The organism is Cellulomonas sp. P1_C4 (assembly GCF_056406355.1).
Genome location: NZ_JBFUAI010000002.1, coordinates 111,406 through 129,695 on the forward strand (window position 1 = coordinate 111,406; position 18,290 = coordinate 129,695).

Sequence of the window (18,290 nt, forward strand, 5' to 3'; positions counted from 1 at the left end):
CTCGCTCAGCTCTCGCGGGCTGCGGCGGCCTTGCGGTCGGCCTCGCGGGACTCCTGCAGACGCTCCTCCAGCCGGACCTGTGCCGCGATCTCGCGCTCGCGCACGAGCCAGTTGGGCGGGTCCGCCTGCAGCGCCTCGATCTCGGCGGTGGTCAGCGCGTCCGTGACGCCGCCACGGGCCAGCCCGCTGATCGAGATGCGCAGCCGGCCGGCGATCACGCTGCGCGGGTGCGGCCCGTCACGGCGCAGGTCGACCAACCACTGCGGCGGCGTGCGCTGCAGGTCGGTCAGCTCGTCGCGCGTGATCATCCGGTTCTGGAAGTCCTCCGGAGTCGCCGGCAGGTACACGTCGAGCTTGGCGGCGGCGGTCGACGCCTTCATCTCCTGGGACTTCTTCGCGGGTGTCACGCGTCAAGGGTAGGCCCGACGCCCACCACCCCTCACAACGTCCGAGGAAGTGCGCGCCAGGGCAGCCACTTCCTCGGACGTTGCGTGTCGGGCTGGGTCAGCGCTCGGGCGGGACAGGGTTGGTGTGCCAGATGCGGTCGATGTAGTCGCGCATGCTGCGGTCGGACGAGAAGAACCCGGACCGGGCGACGTTGAGCACGGCCGACCGCGTCCACGCCTCGGTGTCCGCGTACGCCACGTCCACGCGCTCCTGGGCGTCGATGTACGCCTGGTAGTCCGCGAGCACCAGGAACCGGTCCTCCGACAGCAGGTTCGACACGATGGGCTCGAACGTCGCCCGGTCCCCGCCCGAGAACGCCCCGGACGCGATGAGGTCGAGCGCGTGCCGCAGCGAGCGGTTCTTCTCGTAGTACGACGTCGGGTGGTAGCCGGCGTCGACGATCTCGGAGACCTCCGGCTCGAGCAGCCCGAACAGGAAGAAGTTGTCGTCGCCCACGAGCTCGCGGATCTCGACGTTGGCGCCGTCGTCGGTGCCGATGGTCAGTGCCCCGTTGAGCGCGAACTTCATGTTGCCCGTGCCGGACGCCTCCTTGCCGGCGAGCGAGATCTGCTCCGACAGGTCGGCCGCCGGGATGAGCTTCTCCGCGAGGGTGACGTTGTAGTTGGCGGGGAACGCCACGGTGAGCCGGCCCTGCAGCGCCGGGTCCGAGTTGATCGTGCGCCCGACCGCGTTGATCAGACCGATCGTCTGCTTCGCCATCCGGTACCCGGGGGCTGCCTTGGCGCCGAACGCGAAGGTGCGCGGCGTGACGTCCTCGATCTTGACCGCGCCGGACGTCACCTGGTCGTACAGCGTGACCACGTGCAGCAGCTTGAGGGTCTGCCGCTTGTACTCGTGCAGCCGCTTGACCATGACGTCGAGCATCGTGTCGGGGTCGATCGTGATGCCGTCCCGCTCGGCGAGGACGTCCACCAGCCGCAGCTTGTTCGCGCGCTTGACCTCGCGGAACGCCCGTCGGAACTCGGCGTCCTCCGCCAGCGGCTCCAGCTCCTTGAGGCGCTCGAGGTCGGTGACCCAGCCGTCACCGATGGCCGCCGTGATCAGCTCCGACAGGCCCGGGTTGGCCAGGCGCACGAACCGGCGCGGCGTGACCCCGTTGGTGACGTTGGTGAACTTGTCCGGGTAGTAGTCGGAGAAGTCGTGCAGCACCTTGTCCTTGAGCAGCTGCGAGTGCAGCGCGGCCACGCCGTTGACCTTGGCACCGGCCACCGTGGCCAGGTAGGCCATCCGGACGGCCCGCTCCGGGTACTCAGCGATGATCGACATGCGGCGCACGCGCAGCTCGTCGTCGGGGTACGTCTCGCGCAGCTCCTCCATGAAGCCCTCGTTGATCTTGTAGATGATCTCGAGGTGCCGCGGCAGCAGCTTGCCCAGCAGGTCCACCGACCACACCTCGAGCGCCTCGGGCAGCAGCGTGTGGCAGGTGTACGCGAAGCACTTCTGGGTGATGGCCCAGGCGTCGTCCCACTCCCACTTGCGCTCGTCGACGAGGATCCGCATGAGCTCGGGGATCGCGATGACCGGGTGGGTGTCGTTGAGCTGGAAGATGATGCGGTCGGGCAGCTTGTGCAGGTCGAAGTCCGGCGGCAGCACCTGGTCGATGAAGTCGCGGATCGAGCACGCGACGAAGAAGTACTGCTGCTGGAGCCGCAGCTCCTTGCCCTGCGGCGTGGAGTCCTCCGGGTACAGCACCTTGGAGATGTTCTCCGCGAAGGTCTGCGCCCGGACCGCCTGCGCGTAGTCACCGGCGTTGAAGATCTCGAGGTCGAAGGCCCGCGTCGCGCGCGCGCTCCACAGCCGCAGCGTGTTGACGCGGCCGTTCTCGTAGCCCGGGACCATGTAGTTGTACGGCACGCCGAGGACGCTCCAGCCCGGCACCCACCGCGAGCGCTCGACCCCCTCGTCGTCGTAGTGCTCGGTGTGGCCACCGAAGTCCACCGTGACGGCCGACTCCGGGTGCGGGAACTCCCACGGCGAGCCGAGGGCGAGCCAGTTGTCCGGCTTCTCCACCTGCCAGCCGTCCACGAACGTCTGCCGGAAGATCCCGTACTCGTATCGGATGCCGTATCCGATGCAGGGCACGTTCATCGTCGCCAGCGAGTCGATGAAGCAGGCCGCCAGCCGCCCGAGGCCGCCGTTGCCGAGACCGGGCTCGACCTCCGCCTCGCGCAGCTCCGCGAGGTCGATGCCGAGCGACTTCAGCCCGTCCTCGACGACCCCTTCGAGGTCCGACGCCAGCAGCGCGTTGTCCAGCTGCCGGCCGAGCAGGAACTCCGCCGACAGGTACGCCACCGACTTCGCCTGGATCTCGAACTGCCGTCGCAGCGTCGCGATCCACCGCACCATCAGGTAATGGCGGACCGTCCGCGCCATCGCCAGGTACTTGTCGTTGACCGAGGCCTTGGTCAGGTCCGTGCCCTGCCCGAAGTTGAGCTCCCTGAGGAACTCGCGAACGAACCCCTCCACGGTGTGCTCGGGGGTGGCGATGGGTGTCGTGTTGTCCGTCACCCTTGTCACCGTAGCGGGCGAGTGTGAACAGGTCATGACAAGGCGATCACTCGTAACAAACGGACTGGTCACACCGCTGCTGGGGATTCCGCTCGCCGGGGCCTGTCTCTAGGGTGGCTCTCAGGGAGGACCCTCCCGCTGCCGCCGACGAAGGAGCGCGTGCGCCCATGGTCGTCTTCCTCATCCGCGCGTTGATCTTCCTCGGTTCCGCCGCCCTCGGGCTGTGGATCGCCTCGCTGATCGTCGACGACTTCTCGGTGAGCGCCGAAGGCTTCCTCGTCGCGGTCGTCGTGTTCGCGGCCCTGCAGAGCATCCTCACGCCGTGGTTCGTGGTGATGACGCGCAAGTACGCCAACGCGCTCACGGGCGCGGTCGGGCTGGTCTCGACGGTGGTGTCGCTCTGGATCGCGACGCTGATCAACAACTCGATCACGATCAAGACGGGAACCGCCTGGGTCTTCGGCTCGCTCACGGTCTGGCTCGTCACCATGCTCGCCACGCTGGTCCTGCCGCTGATCTTCCTGCGCAACCGGATCGACAAGAACCGCGCGGCGGCGGCCTGACCTCAGCGGGTCGGCCTGACCAGCGGGAAGAGGATCGTGTCCCGGATGCTGAGGCCCGTCAGGTTCATCACCAGCCGGTCGACGCCCATCCCCATGCCCCCGGTGGGCGGCATCGCGTACTCGAGCGCGGTGAGGAAGTCCTCGTCGACCTGCATCGCCTCGGGGTTGCCGGCCGCGGCGAGCAACGACTGGGCGACCAGCCGGCGGCGCTGGTCCAGCGGGTCGATCAGCTCGGAGTAGGCGGTGCCCTGCTCGGAGGCGAAGATCACCAGGTCCCACTTCTCTGCCAGCCGCGGGTCGACGCGGTGCTCGCGGGTCAGCGGCGCGTTCTCCTTGGGGAAGTCGGTGTAGAAGACCGGCGTCGTGGTGGTGCTCTCGCAGAGCTCGCCGTAGATCTCCTCGAGCACCACGCCCCAGGTCGCGTCCGGCTCGAGCTCCAGGCCGATCGCGTCGGCGTGCCGGAGCAGGACCTCCAGCGGGGTGTCGGCGGTGATCTCGTCGCCGAGCTTCTCCGAGACCGCCTGGCAGACGGTCTTGACCGGCCAGGTGCCCGAGAGGTCGTACTCGGTGACGACGCCGTCCGCGTCCGTCCGGCGCGCGACCGGTGAGCCGTACACCGCGGTGGCGGCCTCCTGGATGATCTCCTGCGTCAGGACCCGCATGGTGTCGTAGTCGCCGTACGTCTCGTACAGCTCGAGCGACGTGAACTCCGGGTTGTGCTTGAAGTCCACGCCCTCGTTGCGGAACTGCCGGCCGATCTCGAACACCTTCTCCATGCCGCCGACGACCAGCCGTTTGAGGTGCAGCTCGGTCGCGATCCGCAGGTAGAGGTCCATGTCGTAGGCGTTGATGTGCGTCTCGAACGGCCGCGCGTTGGCACCGCCGTGGACCACCTGGAGCATCGGCGTCTCGACCTCGGTGAACCCGCGGACGTGCAGCGAGTCCCGCACGCTGCGCACGACCGTCGCGCGGGTGTAGGCGATGTCGCGCGCCGCCGGCCGGACGATGAGGTCGACGTAGCGGGCGCGGATGCGCGCCTCGGGGTCGATGAGGCCCTTGTGCTTGTCGGGCAGCGGCCGCAGCGACTTGCTCGTGATCTGGAGCGACGCGGCCCGCACCGAGAGCTCTCCCCGACGGGTGGTGACCACCTCGCCGGTGACACCGACGTGGTCGCCGAGGTCGATGTCGTGCCGCCAGAGGTCGAGGTCGTCGGCGCCGACGAAGTCCGCGCCCACCATGACCTGGAGGTCGCCGCTGCCGTCTCGCAGCGTGCCGAAGCCCAGCTTCCCGCCGTCGCGCTTGCGGATGAGCCGCCCGGTCACCGACACGGTCCGCCCGGTCACCGTGTCGGGGGGAAGGTCCCCCGCCTCGGCGCGCACGGCGGCCAGCGTGTGCGTCCGCGGGTAGGTGACCGGGTACGGGTCGATGCCGCGGGCGCGCAGCCGGTCGGTCTTCTCGCGGCGGACCCGCTGCTGCTCCGGGAGCCGGTGGCCCGACAACGCCTCCTCGACCGCGTCCGGGGCCTGCGGGATCTGCGCCTCGACGGCGGCGGCGTACTCGTCCCCGGCGCGATCGAGGGCGTCGGTGGTCTTGCCCCGCCGGTTCAGCAGGCGCAGCGACGGCCGCGTAAGGAAGCCCTCCGCGCTGCCCGCGGCGGTGCCGACGCGCGGCAGGTCCGAGGTGTACTCGAAGCAGATGAAGCGCGGCTGCCACTCGGGCAGGTACTTCGCGTTCGAGCGGTACAGCGACTCCAGCTGCCAGTTGCGGCTCGCCAGCACCAGCGACTGCCGCCAGAGCCGCGCGATGGGCCCGGCGCCCACCTCGGCGCCGCGCTCGAACGCCTCGCGGAACATCGCGAAGTTGAGCGACACCCGGCCGGCGCCGAACGCGGTCGCCCGCTCGGCCAGCGACGCCAGCATGAGCTCGACGAGCCCGTTGTCGGCGGTCGGGTCGCGCCGCATGAGGTCCAGCGAGACGCCGGTGCGCCCCCACGGGACGAAGCTGAGGAACCCGCGCAGCTGCCCGTCGTCGTCGAACGCCTCCACCAGCACGCAGTCACCGTCCAGCCGGTCGCCCAGCCGGCCGAGGGCCATCGAGAAGCCCCGCTCGTCGCCGCCGTCGCCCCGCCACTGCGCGGCCGCCGCGTCGAGCGCGGCGAACTGCTCGGCGTCGAGCGACTCGTGCTTCGACACTCGCGTGGTGTACCCGCGCCGCTGGAGCCGGGTCACCGACTGCCGCACCGCCTTCATGCCGGGCCCGGCGAGCGAGAACGTGGACATGTCGAGGATCGCCTCGTCGCCGATCTCCCACGCGGTCAGCCCGGCCTCGGTGTACGCGAGCGCGCCCGCAGTGCCCGCGCCCATCACCGCCAGCGACCACCCGTTGGTCCGGGCCTGGCGGCGCCACTGGTCGATCGCGGCCGCCCAGAAGAGCGGATCGCCGACGGGGTTCCCGCTGGCCAGGCTGACCGAGCCGACCACGCGGTAGGACACCCCCGCGCGCGCCGTCGCGGCCGCCCCCGACTCCCAGACCACCGACTTGTCGCGGCGGGTGGCGAAGTACCCGAGCGAGTCCTCGGACCCGAACTCCCGCAGCAGCGTGCGGACCCGTGCCTCGTCGGCGGCGTCCAGCGTGCGCGTGTACGCCGGCGAGCGGAACAGCAGGACGGTCGAGCCGACGACGGTCGCCGCCGCGAGCAGGTTGATCACCGCGCGCACCCACAGCGGCGCGGTCGCGGCGCTCGCGTCGTCCACCTCGCCGATGTCGCCGAGCATGCTGTCCCACACGAACAGGGCCGACGAGCCCGCGGTGGGCGCATGGCCGAAGGTCGCGACCAGCCACGAGCCGATGATGAGCACCACCGTGCCGCCCACGAGGAACAGCGCGAGCGCCCGCAGGAAGCTGCCCCGGACCGCCTTGGCCCCGAACTGCCGGCGCGAGCGCAGCAGCACGACGAAGACCGCGGTGATGAGCACGAAGCCGACCAGGTTGACCGGCGAGCCGCCCTCGAACAGCCGCAGGACCCGGTCGAGCTGCGGGAGCACGACCCACCAGACGACGAGGATCCACCAGGCCGACCGCATCCGGCGGTGCAGGGCGATCCCGACGCTGGCGAGCAGCGCCGCATAGATGAGGTTCGGGATGATCGGCAGCGCCAGCATCGAGACGAGGTCGTCCTCGCGCGCGAAGTACTGCCGCCACGGGGGGACCGCTGCGGCGACCAGCACCAGGGCGCTGGCCAGGAACATCACCGCGGCGAACCGGTCGGGCCACCGGTCGTCGAGGCGGGCGCTGTCGCCGACCTTCGGGCGGCGGTCCAGCGGCACGACGACCGCCGCGTCGTCCCCGCCTGTCGTGGTGACGACGTCGGCCATGTACTCCCCGCTCTCCGTGCGCCGCCCGCCCGGCGAGCCTTCTGTGGAACCTAACGGCGCACGGATGATCGCGCTAGATCGCTTCCTGGGCCTCACCCGGCACCGGAGAGAACGGGGTGGCCGCCGCGTGGGTACTGTCTCGCCATGGCACGCGGAGGCGGGATGCTCGAGGTCGAGCTCCTCGATGACGACGGCGCCGCCGCACCGAGCCCCGAACAGCACCGGATCGCCCGACGGTGGCTCGTCGTGGCCGGCATCGCCACCGTCATCACCGTCGCCCTGACCCAGTGGGTGGGGGTGGCCCGCGAGCGCGCCGCGGTGGCGCGGCTGGCCGAGGTGCCGGGGGTGCTCAGGCCGGTCGACGACACCCTGGCGGTCGCGCGCCGGGTTCCCCCCGCCGAGCTCGGCGTGCTGTACGGCGACACCGGCGGAGTCGTGCACGTCGCCGGCGACGGCTCGCAGACCGTCACCTGGAACGGGTGGACCACGGAGCTCGCGGGCGCCGACGAGAGGTTCGCCGACGCCGAAGGCGACGTGCTCATCGGCACGACGTGCGAGATGGACAGCGCTCCGGGCGCCGAGCCCAGCACCGCCGCGCACCTCGTGTGCCTGGTCACCGACGGGGGCTCGATCGTCGACGGCGGGAGCGGGTTCGCCGAGGTCCCGGCGACCGTGCGCCGGGTCGTCGTCCTGTCTGCCAGCGACGGAGCCGTGCTCGCCCAGTGGCCGGTCGACCACGGCGACAGCATGGCGCTCTTCTCCGGCGGCGTGGTGCTCGGGTCCGCCACCCCCCGGGACACCACCCTCACGGCGTACGTCTCGCTCACCGGCGAGCTGCGGTGGTCGCACGTGGACCGGCAGCCCGAGGGGTTCGCCCTCTCGGACCCGGGCGTGCGGTACGTCTCGATCTTCCGCGCCGGGGAGCTCCTCGGGTACGCCCCGTCGGGCGGATCGCTGCAGCTGGTCGGCCCGGACGGCACCGTGGTCCGCCGGATGAGCGACACGGTCGGCGACAGCAGCTGGGGCTGGATGATCGATCCGCGCACCGGCGAGCTCGTCATGCAGAGCGGGGACGCGGCGGGCTCCCCGCGGACGACGTTCGTCGCGGCCGACGGCGACCCGGACAGCGACGTGACGGTCGACGGGCAGCCGCTGCAGGTGACGGTCGACGACGGCAGCGTCCGCGGCCTGCTCCTGACGTCCGACGATGGCGTGCACGCCTGGGACGCCGACACCGGCGCGAGCCGGTGGACGCAGGATGTCGCGCTCGTCTCGAACGCCCTCGTTCTGCGCGGCCGCGTCTACCTCGCGACCAGCCGTGAGGTCGTCGCGCTCGACGGTCGCACCGGCCGGGTCCTGTGGACCACGAGCCGGGAGACCGACCTGCAGCCGCGCGCCATCCTGACCGACGGCCAGCACGTGCTGGCCGCCCTCGACGGGGCGACCCCCGCGCTGGTGGCCTACGACCCCGTGGGCGGCCACGAGGACTTCCGGGTGCCCTACCCGCCCGGCGTCACCGAGGTCGCGGCGATCGGCAGCACGCTGGTCGGACGCGACCTGGCGGCCGACGAGTACGTGATGCTCGAGTGAGCGCGCCGCGCCCCGTCGCCGTCCGCGTGGTCGTGGTGTGGGCTGTCCTGGTCGCCGCCGGTCTGATCGGCTGCGCCGCCGTCGTCGTCGCCCACGCGTGGGTGCCGGTGACCTCGTGGGAGAACAACTTCGTCGACCGCGGCGTGTTCGCCGTGGCCGAGCTCCTCGTCGCGATGGCGCTGATGCTCGCGTTCGGCGCGCGCGCGCTCTGGCGGGCGGGGCGGACGGTGCTGGTCTCGGCGCCCTTCGTGATGCTGCTGCTGGCCGCTGTCTGGGGAGCCATCGACTCGCTGGTCGAGCGCTCGGCGGGGTCCGCGACCGTCGCCGCGGCGTGCCTCGCGGCGGGCGGCGTCCCCCTGCTCCTCCTGCGAACCATGTCCGTGCGCGCGTGGGTCGCGTCGATGCCGCGCCCGCCCCGCGACCCCCGCGCCGCAAGGATCTCGGCCGAGTGGCAGACCCGTCTCAGCCCCTACGCGGCACGCCGCCTGCTCGTGGTCCAGCTCGCACGGCTGACGGCCTGGCTGTCGTTCGTCGTCCTCTTCGTGTCCTGGGTCTTCGGGGCGGTGAACGGTCCGACGACCGGGTGGGTCCTCGCGGCCGTCGGGACGACGGGGTTCGTGGCCTCGATCGTCGTGTGGCGACGGTCGATGCGGGCGGCGCGGGACGACCTCGCGGCGCAGCACGGCCTGCCGCCCGGCTCGTGCCGGTGGGTCGAGTTCGGCGACCTGGTCGTCTTCGACGCGACGCTCGCGCGCGCGGTGCGGACCCACAGCCCCGCCCGCTGACGGCGCCCCTCAGAAGGCGTCGCGCCGCTCGACCCACGAGGTTTCCGCGGAGGAGATCGAGTCGACGACCGCCCGCGGCGGCGGGGTGTGCCGCTCCGTGCCGCACCGCCTGCACCGCCAGGTGGGGTTGTCCGCGGTCGACGCCGCGACGAGCACGAACGGATGGTCGACGGGGAGCTCGCACACCCACCACGTGTGGCTCGGCGGGCGTTCCGGCGCACTCCGGTCCCGGATGGCACCGACGAGCGCGCCGACCTCGGCCAACGCCACCGCGGCCAACACCATCGCCAGGAGGGCCGGGCCGATGCCGAACTGGCCGCCGCCCGTCATCGGGATCACGAGCCCGACCACCGCGCCGAGCGCGAGCACCACCACCGTCGACCGGAAGATCAGCCGTCGTCGTCGCACGGCGCGCCTCCACTCGTCGCCTCGCGGCGACCTCGGGCCCCCTCCCCACCGAGTGTCCTCCTCGGCGTCGACGCCGGGAAGGGCGGCGTGGCGTCACCCGGGAACGCGAGAGGCGCACCGCGTGACCGCGGTGCGCCTCTGTGATGTGCGCCCGAAGGGACTCGAACCCCCAACCTTCTGATCCGTAGTCAGATGCTCTATCCATTGAGCTACGGGCGCATGGCCCCGCAGGGCCGGAGACGACGATACAGGCCAGAGGCCCGGTCGCCCAAACCGGATGACCGTGACCCGGGACACGGTCATGGCAGGATCGCGCGCATGGCGACGGCGGGGGCGGCCCCGGGGAGACTCGGCACCGGCGGCGGCACGTGGGGCATGCGGGCCGACGTGCTGCGGCACGGCGACGGGCGCGACAGCAGCCGCGTCGGGTACGTCGAGCTGTTCTTCGACCTGGTGTTCGTGTTCGCGGTGACGCAGCTGTCGCACTCCCTGATCGCGCACCCCGACCTCACCACGCTGCTGCACACCGTGGTGCTCGGGTGGGCGGTGTGGTGGCTGTGGATCGACACCACGTGGGTGACCAACTGGCTGGACCCCGACAAGGTGCCCGTCCGCGCGATGCTGCTGGTCCTCATGCTGCTCGGGCTGCTCATGTCGAGCGCGATCCCGGAGGCGTTCGAGTCGAAGGCGCTGGTGTTCGCGGTCCCGTTCGTCGCGATCCAGCTCGGACGCACCCTGTTCACCCTCTGGGCGATGGGCCGGCACTGGCCCGAGAACGCCGTCAACTTCGTGCGGATCGCCGTCTGGCTGGGCGTCTCCGGCGCGTTCTGGATCGCCGGCGCCCTCGCCGACGAGCACGTCCGGCTGGTGCTCTGGGTGATCGCGGCCCTGATCGACCTCGCCGGGCCCCGCGCGCTGTTCTGGGTGCCCTTCATGGGCCCGACGGACCCCACGACCTGGGCCGTGCGCGGGGACCACATGGCCGAGCGGGTGTCCCTGTTCCTCATCATCAGCCTCGGCGAGTCGATCATCGTGACCGGCTCCGCGTTCGCGGAGCTCGAGCTGACCGGCACGACGCTGCTCGCGTTCCTCGCCGCGTTCGTCAGCACGGTCCTCATGTGGCTGCTGTTCTTCGACCGCTCCGAGCAGTCCGCCACGGCCTACTTTTCCCAGCAGGAAGAACCCGGCATGGTCGCGCAGACGGCCTACACCTACGTGCCGTTCCTACTGATCGTCGGCATCGTCCTGACCGCTGTCGCCGACGAGCTCGTCCTGCAGCACCCCCTGGGGCACACGAGCACGTGGACCGCGGGGCTGGTCTGCGGGGCGGCGGCGGTCTACCTGCTGGGCAACGCCTTCTTCCGACGAGCGACCGGTGGCCGGTGGTCCGTGCCGCACCTGACCGGCGTCGTCGTGGTGCTCGCGGTCTTCCTGCTGCGGGACGCGATCACGCCGCTGGCGCTGAACTGGGTGTCGAACGCGGTCCTGCTCGCGGTCATCGTCGGCGACGTCGTGCTGGGCCGGAGACAACGAAAGCCCGGTCCAAGGACCGGGCTTTCGGGAAGCAGTGATTCACAGAGCGGAGACGGTGGGATTTGAACCCACGGAAGGCTTACGCCTTCACGACCTTAGCAGGGTCGCGCACTAGACCGGGCTATGCGACGTCTCCAGGACCAGCACAGGGTACCCGTGCGGGCGGCCCACCTCCAAAGCGGGGGCTGACCTGCGGCGGCGCGTCGTTTCATTCCCGCCGACGACCGTGAACATCGCCACAGCTTGCCGACCGCAACTTTCTGCGGAACGGCTGAGAGGATCGCTGCGGACCCGGCCGAAAACTCGTTGACCGGCCCCGGCGGCACTGATGTGCTGAGCCCGGCGCCCGTCTCGTCGGGTCCGCCCCTCGGACCCCCAGCGGTCCCCCTCTCCCCTGGCGACGCCGCCCCCTTCTCCACATCGGAGTGCTCTATGTCCGAGCCTGCCCTCACGTCCGTCGCGGACGCGCCGTCCATGACCGAGACCCCCGACCCCCGCCGCTGGCTGATCCTCGGGATCATCGCCGTCGCGCAGCTGATGATCGTGCTCGACTCGTCGATCATGAACATCGCCCTGCCGTCCGCCGCGAAGGACCTCGGCATCGCGTCCGCGGACCTCCAGTGGGCGATCACGTCCTACACGCTGGCGTTCGKCGGGCTGCTGCTGCTCGGTGGGCGCATCGCCGACTACCTCGGCCGCAAGACCACGTTCGTCATCGGCCTGGTCGGCTTCGCCTTCGCCTCGGGCCTCGGCGGCGCCGCGGCGACGGAGGGCCTGCTCTTCGCCGCTCGCGCGCTGCAGGGCGCGTTCGCCGCGCTGCTCGCGCCCGCCGCGCTCGCGCTCATCACGGTGACCTTCACGGAGGGCCGCGAGCGCGCCAAGGCGTTCGGCGTGTTCGGCGCGATCTCCGGTGGCGGCGCCGCTATCGGCCTGCTGCTCGGCGGCGTGCTCACCGAGTACCTCAACTGGCGCTGGTGCCTCTTCGTCAACTTGCCGATCGCGCTGGTCACCGGTGCGCTCGCCGTCCGCTACCTGCGCGAGTCCAAGGCGCCCGGCGACACCAAGCTCGACGTCCCCGGTGCCATCCTGGCGAGCCTCGGCCTGGCCACGCTGGTCTACGGGTTCACCGAGGCCGCCAAGCAGGAGGTCGTTGCCGACGGCACCCTGGCGGCGGTCGGCTGGACCGATCCCACCGTGCTCGGCTTCCTCGGTTTCGCGGTCCTGTGCCTGGTGGCGTTCGTCGTCGTCGAGACCCGCGTGAAGAACCCGCTCCTGCCGATGCGCGTCGCGCTGGACCGCAACCGCGGCGGCTCGTACCTGGTGTTCTTCCTCGTCGGCGCCGGCCTGTTCTCGATGTTCCTGTTCATGACGCTCTACTTCCAGAACGTCCTGGGCTACACGCCGCTGAAGGCCGGCTTCGCGTTCCTGCCGTTCAGCATCGGGATCATCGCCATGGCCGGCGTGGTCGCGCAGCTGCTGCCGCGCGTCGGGCCGAAGCCGCTCATGCTGGTCGGCCTGACCCTGGCCACCACCGGCATGCTCCTGCTGCTGCGCACCACGCCGGAGTCGTCCTACGCCACGAGCGTGCTGCCGGGCATCGTCGTCATGAGCCTCGGCATGGCCGCGGTCTTCATCCCGGCGTCGAGCACCGCACTCGTGGGGGTGGGCAAGCACGACGCCGGCGTCGCCAGCGCCCTGCTCACCACGTCGCAGCAGGTCGGCGGCTCGCTGGGCCTCGCGCTGCTGAGCACGTTCTCCCTCAGCGCGACGGCGAACAAGCTGGCCGACCTCACCGCCGGCKGGGCCGACGCCTCGGCGGCGACGACGCTCGCGAGCGCCCAGGTCGCCGGCTTCCACGTGGCCTACCTCGGCGGCGCGATCCTGCTGGCCCTCGGCTTCGTCGCGGCGCTGACGCTCATCACGGCCAAGAAGGACGACCTGCCGGCGGAGTCTGCGGTCGCCGCCTAAGCAGTCCGTGGGGACGGCGGGTACGCCCGCCGGCCCTCCGCCGCGAGCCGCGCGATCTCCTCGAGACGCGCGGCTCGCGTCGTCTGGCGCTTGGCGTGCACGAGCCACTCGAGCATCGTGCGGCGGGCCGACGGCGGGAACGCGTCGAACTGCGCGCGCGAGCCCGGGTAGCGGTCGAACGCCGCGGCGAGGTCGTGGGGCACGACCAGGTTCTCGACGTCGTCGAGCAGCGTCCACGAACCGTCCGCCTTCGCCGCGTCGATGAGCGCCCGGCCCGCGTCGGTCATCCGACCGTCGGCCTCGAGCCGCACGATCCGCTCCTTGTTGGTCCGTGCCCAGCCGCTGCCCGGCTTGCGCCGCGTGAACCAGAGCGCGTGGCGCTCGTCGTCGATCGTGCGGCCGGCCGAGTCGATCCAGCCGACGCAGAGCGCCTCCTCGACGGCCAGCTCGTACTTCACCGCCGGCCTGCCGGTGGGTGCCTTCCACGACACCAGCCACGCGCCGGACGACGTCGCGTGGTTCGCCAGGAGCCAGTCCCGCCACTCCTGGACCGTCTCGACGTGCACCCACGGGGCGTCGTCTCTGCCGACCATTGCCTCCTCCTCTTCGAGGCTACGGCGCGGCGTCGCGGGCTGCGGCTGCGGTGGCGCGGGCTCGGTCGGCCCGGGTGAGCTCACGTTCCGTCGTCGTGACCTCGCGCTCGTCGTGGCGCAGGTTCTGCTGGGCCAGGCCGACCTCGCGGTCGGCGGCGACGGCGGCCTTGCCGGCGGCCGCGAGCCGACGGCGGACCTCGGCCAGCTCGCGGACCAGGTCGTCCTCCTCCTCGTGCGCGCGCCGGGCGGCCTCCTCGGCACGGGACACCTGCGCGACGCTGTCGTCGCGGGCGGCGACGGCGGCATCGTGCCGCTCCCGCGCCTCCCGTGCGGCCCGGTCGGCCTTCTCCCAGGCGGCCTGGGCCTCGTCCCGCGCGCGCTGCTCGCGCTCCTCGCGCCGCTCGCGCCGCTCGCGCTCGGCGCGGGTCTCCGCGCTCTCCTCGGGTTCGGGGGCCTCGTCGGTTGTCGCACGCGTGGGGCGCGAGGAGCCCGAGCCACCGACGACGGTGAGGCGCGGCCGGGCGGGCGGCTTGGGCGGCGCGGCGTCTGCCTTCTTCGACGAGCCTGCCGACGAGCTCCCGCCCGTCGTCACCGATGCGCCGCCCGCACTGCCGAAGCCCGAGTACTCGCGCGCGGCCGTGAGCCGTCCGGAGACCACGTCCCGGGCGACCTCCGGGTCCGCCAGCGCCGCGGTGAGGGTGGCGTCGAGCTCCTGGGTGACGGCGTCGCCGATCTTCTGCTGCGCCAGCCGCCGCGCGCGGGCCACCAGCGAGCGGACCAGCTGACGGCGTTGTGATGACAGCTCGCGCAGGGCCGGGCCGTCGAGTGACTTCTCCGCCTCCCGAAGGCCCTCCCCGAGCGCGACGATCTGGCCCGCGAGCGCCGGGTCGTCGCGGACCAGCAGGTTGACCAGCCAGGCCGAGACCGTCGGCTTGCGCAGGTCGCCGATAGCGGCCGCCAGCTCCTTGTCGCCGTCGGCCTTCGCCGCCTTGACCGCTGCCGTGCGTCGCGGGATGAACTCCGCGGGTGCTCCCCCGTAGAGGTCGTCCACGACGTCGTCGAAGTCGCTCACGGTCCGACCCGTGGGGTCTCCAGCTCGAAGCGGACCTTGCGCTGTGGCACGGACGCCTCGAGGAGCCGGACGCGGACGTCCTCGCCGAGCGGCAGGCCCGCGCCCTCGATGCGGCCGCGGACGGCGGGGTCGCGAAGCTGGACGACGCCGGCGTCGCGGTCGGCGCGGACATCGACGATCGCGCCCTCGAACACCTCGCCCTCCCGGCCCGTGAGCAGGGCGGCCTCGACAAGGTCGATGCACCCGCGCTCGAACTCGGCGGCGTGCTTGTCCCCCGATGCCATGAGCCCGGGCAGCTCGGGCAGCGCGTCGCGGACCCAGGTGGGGACGGGCGTGCCGGCGCTGAGGGCCAGGCAGGTCTCGCCGACGAACCGGTCCACCAGCCGGCGCAGCGGCGCCGTCGTGTGCGCGTAGGGGGCGGCGATCGCCGCGTGCATCGTGAACGCGGGGAGCTCGCCGTCGAACGCGACGTACGCGGCGCCGCGCAGCAGCGAGGTGGCGTCCGTGAGCAGCGCCGCGTGCGCGGGGTTGGCCGCGTCCAGGTCCCGGATGACGTCGGCCGGGGTGGCGCCGTCGGGCCACGGCACGCCGAGCGCGTGGGCGGACAGGCGGAGGCGTGCGACGTCGCGGGGATCGGCGTCGGGCAGGGTGCGCAGGATGCCCACGCGTCCGTCGAGCATCAATCGCGCCGCGCAGATGCCGGTGAGCAGGGAGATCTGCGCGTTCCACTCCTCGACCGGCAGGGTCGCGCGGCTGCCCAGCGTCCAGACGCCGTCGGCGCCCTGCTCGACCACCTGCTCCGGCGTGGGGAGCGTGATGCCGCCGCGCGCGCGCTCCGCCGCCTCCCGGAGGGTGCCGATCTCGCGAAGGAGCTGCAGCGACTCGTCGGCGGAACCGTCGTCGAGCGCGGCCTGGGCGCCTACGTACGTCAGCTGGGCGCGACTCCGTACCGAGGCGCGCACGACGGTCGTGGACACGGGCTGACCCGCGGCATCGAGGTCGATGGTCCAGAGCAGCGCCGGGGTCACCTGGTCCGGGAGCAGGCTGGCGGCCCCCTCAGAGAGCAGAGGCGGGTGGAGCGGCGTGCGGCCGTCGGGGGCGTACAGGGTCTCGACGCGCTCGCGGGCCTCGTCGTCGATCGCGCCGCCCGCATCGACCCACGCGGCGACGTCGGCGATCGCGTACTGCACGCGGAAGCCGTCGCCCCGGCGGGCGAGGTGGACGGCCTGGTCCAGGTCCTTCGAACCCTCGGGGTCGATGGTGACGAACGGGACGTCGGTGGCGTCGACCCGCGGGAGGTTCGGCCCGCGGCGGATCGCGGACGACGCCTCCGCGAGCACGCCCGGCGGGAAGTCGGCGGGGACGTCCAGCTCGCGGCGCAGCGCGTCGAGACCCCGCCGGACGAGGACGTCGACCGCCTCCCCGTGCGCCTCTTGCGGCGGGCGGGCGTGCAGCTGGACGTGGCGTCGGGGCACGTCGCGAGCCTAGGCGGGCGCCGGGGCGGACGCCCGTCATATGCGGTCGGCTCGTCGACGCGCGCGGGCGATCCGCCCCGGGGCGGATGGCCCTCGCGCGCCGTCGGCGGCGAGGGCCATCCACCGGGCGTTGCCTACTGAGGGAACGTGATGCGCCCACCCGTCGGGACCGGGTACGGCACGGCCTGGCTGGAGTGCTTGCCCAGGTAGGCGATGAGCACGTCGAGGTCGCTCTTGCCGACGAACACCTTGGTGCCGCTTCTGATGGCGGTGAAGTTGTCGCCGCCCCCGCCGAGGAACTCGTTCATGGCGACGCGGTAGGTCGCCGTCGGGTTCACCGGCACACCGTTGATCGCGACCGACACCAGCCGGTTCTCGTTGACCACCCCGGACGGCTTGACGACCTCGCTGACGTTCGCCGAGACCTGCAGGACCTTGGGCGAGGCACCCTGGCCCACCCACTGCTGGCCGAACATGGTGAGGACGTCCGCCCCGGTCATCGAGATCACGTTCATGATGTTGGTGAAGGGCTGGACCGTGAACGCCTGGCTGTACGTCTGCGCACACGGAGAGCCCGCCGGGGTGCAGACGAAGTCGCCCCTGATGCCTCCGGGGTTCATGATCGCGAAGTCCGCGCCACCGGTGTTGAGCGGGTCCGTCTTCAAGCCCTCCAGCTGCGCGTCGGCGATCAGGTCGCCGGCCGGCGACTCACCCGACGCCGGGCACAGCACGACGGTGCAGCCACGGCCGAGGATCGTCCCGCCGATGTAGCCGACGACAGTGTTGGCGATCGGACCGAGGTAGGTGTTGTAGCGGCTGATGATGTCCGTCTCGGCCGGCGCGGGCGTGACGTCGCGGAGGACCGGCATGTTCGTCGCGACCACCGACGGTCGGACGATGTCCTTCGTCCGCGGGTCGTAGTTCAGCTCGATGTCGGTGTACAGGCGGCCGAAGGACGACCCGCTGGTCACCATGCGCGGCTGGCCCTGCGGGTCGGGGATGTTGCACGTGTAGGCGGTGTGCGTGTGGCCCGTGACGATGAGGTCGACGGCCGGGCTGATCTGCCGGGCGATCGGCACGATGTCGCCGCTCAGGCCGAGTCCGCCGCCGGCGTTGCAGTCGTAGTTGTAGGCGCCGCTGGCCGGGGAGCCGCCCTGGTGCAGCAGGACCACGATCGACTCCACGCCCTCGCGCTGCAGCTCCGTCGCGTACTTGTTCGCGGTGGACACCTCGTCGAGGAACGACAGCCCCTGGACGCCGGCCGCGGTGACGATGTCCGGCGTGCCCTTGAGCGTCATGCCGATGAAGCCGATCTTGACGCCGTTGAGCTTCTTCACGACATACGGCTGGAACAGGGTCTTGCCGGTGTCGGTGACCACGACGTTCGCGGACAGGAACGGGAAGTCGGCCCCCGTGAACGAGCCGGGACCGGCGGGGCAGCTGTCGGCCGCGGGCGTCCCGTCCGGGTTGGTGCGACAGCCGCCGTTCTGCATCCGCTTGAGCTCCGTGGAGCCCTCGTCGAACTCGTGGTTGCCGACGGTGGTGACGTCGAGCCCGAGCGCGTTCATCGCCTCGATGGTCGGCTCGTCGTGGAACGCTCCCGAGAGCAGCGGGCTGGCGCCGATCAGGTCGCCGGCAGCGATGGTCAGCGAGCGGTCGTGGCCCTGCCGCGCCTGGGCCAGGTGCGTCGAGAGGTACGCGACACCTCCCACGGTCTGCGCCGTCGTCGTGCCGTCCGGGTTGAGCCGGGTCACCGTGCCCGACGATCCTGTGGGCGGCTCGAGGTTGCCGTGGAAGTCGTTGATGGCGAGCAGCTGGATGTCCTTGTACCTCTGCTCGCCGGGATCGTCACCAGGCCCCTGTCCCGCGAACGCCGGCCCCGCCAGCAGTCCTGACGCCGCGGCGAGCCCCGCCACAGCCATCGTCGTTCCGAGTCGCACGGGCCACCGAGAC

13 protein-coding genes and 2 tRNA genes are annotated in these 18,290 nt (G+C 71.8%); 5 read left to right on the forward strand and 10 right to left on the reverse strand.

The window, feature by feature from the left end; genetic code table 11:
* Nucleotides 1–5: 5 nt before the first annotated feature.
* Together AC1DYZ_RS02075 and AC1DYZ_RS02080 are read right to left on the reverse strand one after the other, a co-directional pair.
* The gene (locus tag AC1DYZ_RS02075) at nucleotides 6–380 is read right to left on the reverse strand and encodes a DUF5997 family protein (protein ID WP_456824139.1); all 375 of its coding nucleotides are present in this window, start codon (nucleotides 378–380) and stop codon (nucleotides 6–8) included.
* A gap of 124 nt (nucleotides 381–504) precedes the next feature.
* Nucleotides 505–3,012, reverse strand: coding sequence for a glycogen/starch/alpha-glucan phosphorylase (locus AC1DYZ_RS02080; RefSeq protein ID WP_477063567.1), 2,508 nt, complete (start codon nucleotides 3,010–3,012; stop codon nucleotides 505–507).
* A gap of 131 nt (nucleotides 3,013–3,143) precedes the next feature.
* Here AC1DYZ_RS02080 and AC1DYZ_RS02085 point away from each other — a divergent pair, with 131 nt between their 5' ends.
* The gene (locus AC1DYZ_RS02085; protein ID WP_477063568.1) at nucleotides 3,144–3,539 is read left to right on the forward strand and encodes a hypothetical protein; all 396 of its coding nucleotides are present in this window, start codon (nucleotides 3,144–3,146) and stop codon (nucleotides 3,537–3,539) included.
* Nucleotides 3,540–3,541: 2 nt separating this feature from the next.
* Here AC1DYZ_RS02085 and lysX read toward each other — a convergent pair whose 3' ends face one another.
* Nucleotides 3,542–6,913: a bifunctional lysylphosphatidylglycerol synthetase/lysine--tRNA ligase LysX gene (lysX, locus tag AC1DYZ_RS02090; protein WP_477063569.1), complete on the reverse strand. Its 3,372-nt coding sequence runs from the start codon at nucleotides 6,911–6,913 to the stop codon at nucleotides 3,542–3,544.
* Nucleotides 6,914–7,057: 144 nt separating this feature from the next.
* Here lysX and AC1DYZ_RS02095 point away from each other — a divergent pair, with 144 nt between their 5' ends.
* Both AC1DYZ_RS02095 and AC1DYZ_RS02100 read left to right on the forward strand, forming a co-directional pair.
* Nucleotides 7,058–8,503 (forward strand): outer membrane protein assembly factor BamB family protein, encoded by a 1,446-nt coding sequence (locus AC1DYZ_RS02095; RefSeq protein ID WP_477063570.1) that lies wholly within the window; start codon nucleotides 7,058–7,060, stop codon nucleotides 8,501–8,503.
* Entirely contained in the window at nucleotides 8,500–9,288 is a 789-nt protein-coding gene (locus AC1DYZ_RS02100) for a hypothetical protein (protein ID WP_477063571.1), read from the forward strand. The genes AC1DYZ_RS02095 and AC1DYZ_RS02100 overlap by 4 nt, the downstream gene beginning before the upstream one ends.
* Nucleotides 9,289–9,297: 9 nt before the next feature.
* Here AC1DYZ_RS02100 and AC1DYZ_RS02105 read toward each other — a convergent pair whose 3' ends face one another.
* Together AC1DYZ_RS02105 and AC1DYZ_RS02110 are read right to left on the reverse strand one after the other, a co-directional pair.
* Complete coding sequence (locus AC1DYZ_RS02105) at nucleotides 9,298–9,696, reverse strand: hypothetical protein (protein ID WP_477063572.1); 399 nt, start codon at nucleotides 9,694–9,696, stop codon at nucleotides 9,298–9,300.
* Nucleotides 9,697–9,842: 146 nt separating this feature from the next.
* Nucleotides 9,843–9,915: transfer RNA gene (locus AC1DYZ_RS02110), tRNA-Arg, on the reverse strand.
* A gap of 99 nt (nucleotides 9,916–10,014) precedes the next feature.
* Here AC1DYZ_RS02110 and AC1DYZ_RS02115 point away from each other — a divergent pair.
* Nucleotides 10,015–11,295: a low temperature requirement protein A gene (locus AC1DYZ_RS02115; RefSeq protein ID WP_477063573.1), complete on the forward strand. Its 1,281-nt coding sequence runs from the start codon at nucleotides 10,015–10,017 to the stop codon at nucleotides 11,293–11,295.
* Here AC1DYZ_RS02115 and AC1DYZ_RS02120 read toward each other — a convergent pair.
* Nucleotides 11,277–11,365 (reverse strand) — tRNA-Ser (locus AC1DYZ_RS02120). The two genes, AC1DYZ_RS02115 and AC1DYZ_RS02120, sit on opposite strands and share 19 nt — an antisense overlap.
* A 296-nt stretch (nucleotides 11,366–11,661) precedes the next feature.
* Here AC1DYZ_RS02120 and AC1DYZ_RS02125 point away from each other — a divergent pair.
* Nucleotides 11,662–13,197 (forward strand): MFS transporter, encoded by a 1,536-nt coding sequence (locus tag AC1DYZ_RS02125; RefSeq protein WP_477063574.1) that lies wholly within the window; start codon nucleotides 11,662–11,664, stop codon nucleotides 13,195–13,197.
* Here AC1DYZ_RS02125 and AC1DYZ_RS02130 read toward each other — a convergent pair.
* The 4 genes from AC1DYZ_RS02130 to AC1DYZ_RS02145 form a co-directional block, all read right to left on the reverse strand.
* Nucleotides 13,194–13,790, reverse strand: a complete 597-nt coding sequence (locus tag AC1DYZ_RS02130; protein WP_477063575.1) for a YdeI/OmpD-associated family protein — start codon at nucleotides 13,788–13,790, stop codon at nucleotides 13,194–13,196. The genes AC1DYZ_RS02125 and AC1DYZ_RS02130 overlap by 4 nt on opposite strands.
* A 19-nt stretch (nucleotides 13,791–13,809) precedes the next feature.
* Nucleotides 13,810–14,862, reverse strand: a complete 1,053-nt coding sequence (locus AC1DYZ_RS02135; RefSeq protein ID WP_477063576.1) for a nucleotide exchange factor GrpE — start codon at nucleotides 14,860–14,862, stop codon at nucleotides 13,810–13,812.
* A complete protein-coding gene (locus tag AC1DYZ_RS02140; protein ID WP_477063577.1) occupies nucleotides 14,859–16,337 on the reverse strand; it encodes an RNB domain-containing ribonuclease in 1,479 nt (492 codons plus the stop codon). The genes AC1DYZ_RS02135 and AC1DYZ_RS02140 overlap by 4 nt, the downstream gene beginning before the upstream one ends.
* A gap of 134 nt (nucleotides 16,338–16,471) precedes the next feature.
* A complete protein-coding gene (locus AC1DYZ_RS02145; protein WP_477063578.1) occupies nucleotides 16,472–18,259 on the reverse strand; it encodes a bifunctional metallophosphatase/5'-nucleotidase in 1,788 nt (595 codons plus the stop codon).
* Nucleotides 18,260–18,290: the final 31 nt, after the last annotated feature.

Coding starts and splice junctions, on each gene's coding strand:
- AC1DYZ_RS02080 (WP_477063567.1), bottom strand. CDS start 3,012: ATGACCTGTTCACACTCGCCCGCTACGGTGACAAGGGTGACGGACAAC.
- AC1DYZ_RS02115 (WP_477063573.1), top strand. CDS start 10,015: ATGGCGACGGCGGGGGCGGCCCCGGGGAGACTCGGCACCGGCGGCGGC.
- AC1DYZ_RS02130 (WP_477063575.1), bottom strand. CDS start 13,790: ATGGTCGGCAGAGACGACGCCCCGTGGGTGCACGTCGAGACGGTCCAG.
- AC1DYZ_RS02095 (WP_477063570.1), top strand. CDS start 7,058: ATGGCACGCGGAGGCGGGATGCTCGAGGTCGAGCTCCTCGATGACGAC.
- lysX (WP_477063569.1), bottom strand. CDS start 6,913: ATGGCCGACGTCGTCACCACGACAGGCGGGGACGACGCGGCGGTCGTC.
- AC1DYZ_RS02085 (WP_477063568.1), top strand. CDS start 3,144: ATGGTCGTCTTCCTCATCCGCGCGTTGATCTTCCTCGGTTCCGCCGCC.
- AC1DYZ_RS02145 (WP_477063578.1), bottom strand. CDS start 18,259: ATGGCTGTGGCGGGGCTCGCCGCGGCGTCAGGACTGCTGGCGGGGCCG.
- AC1DYZ_RS02075 (WP_456824139.1), bottom strand. CDS start 380: ATGAAGGCGTCGACCGCCGCCGCCAAGCTCGACGTGTACCTGCCGGCG.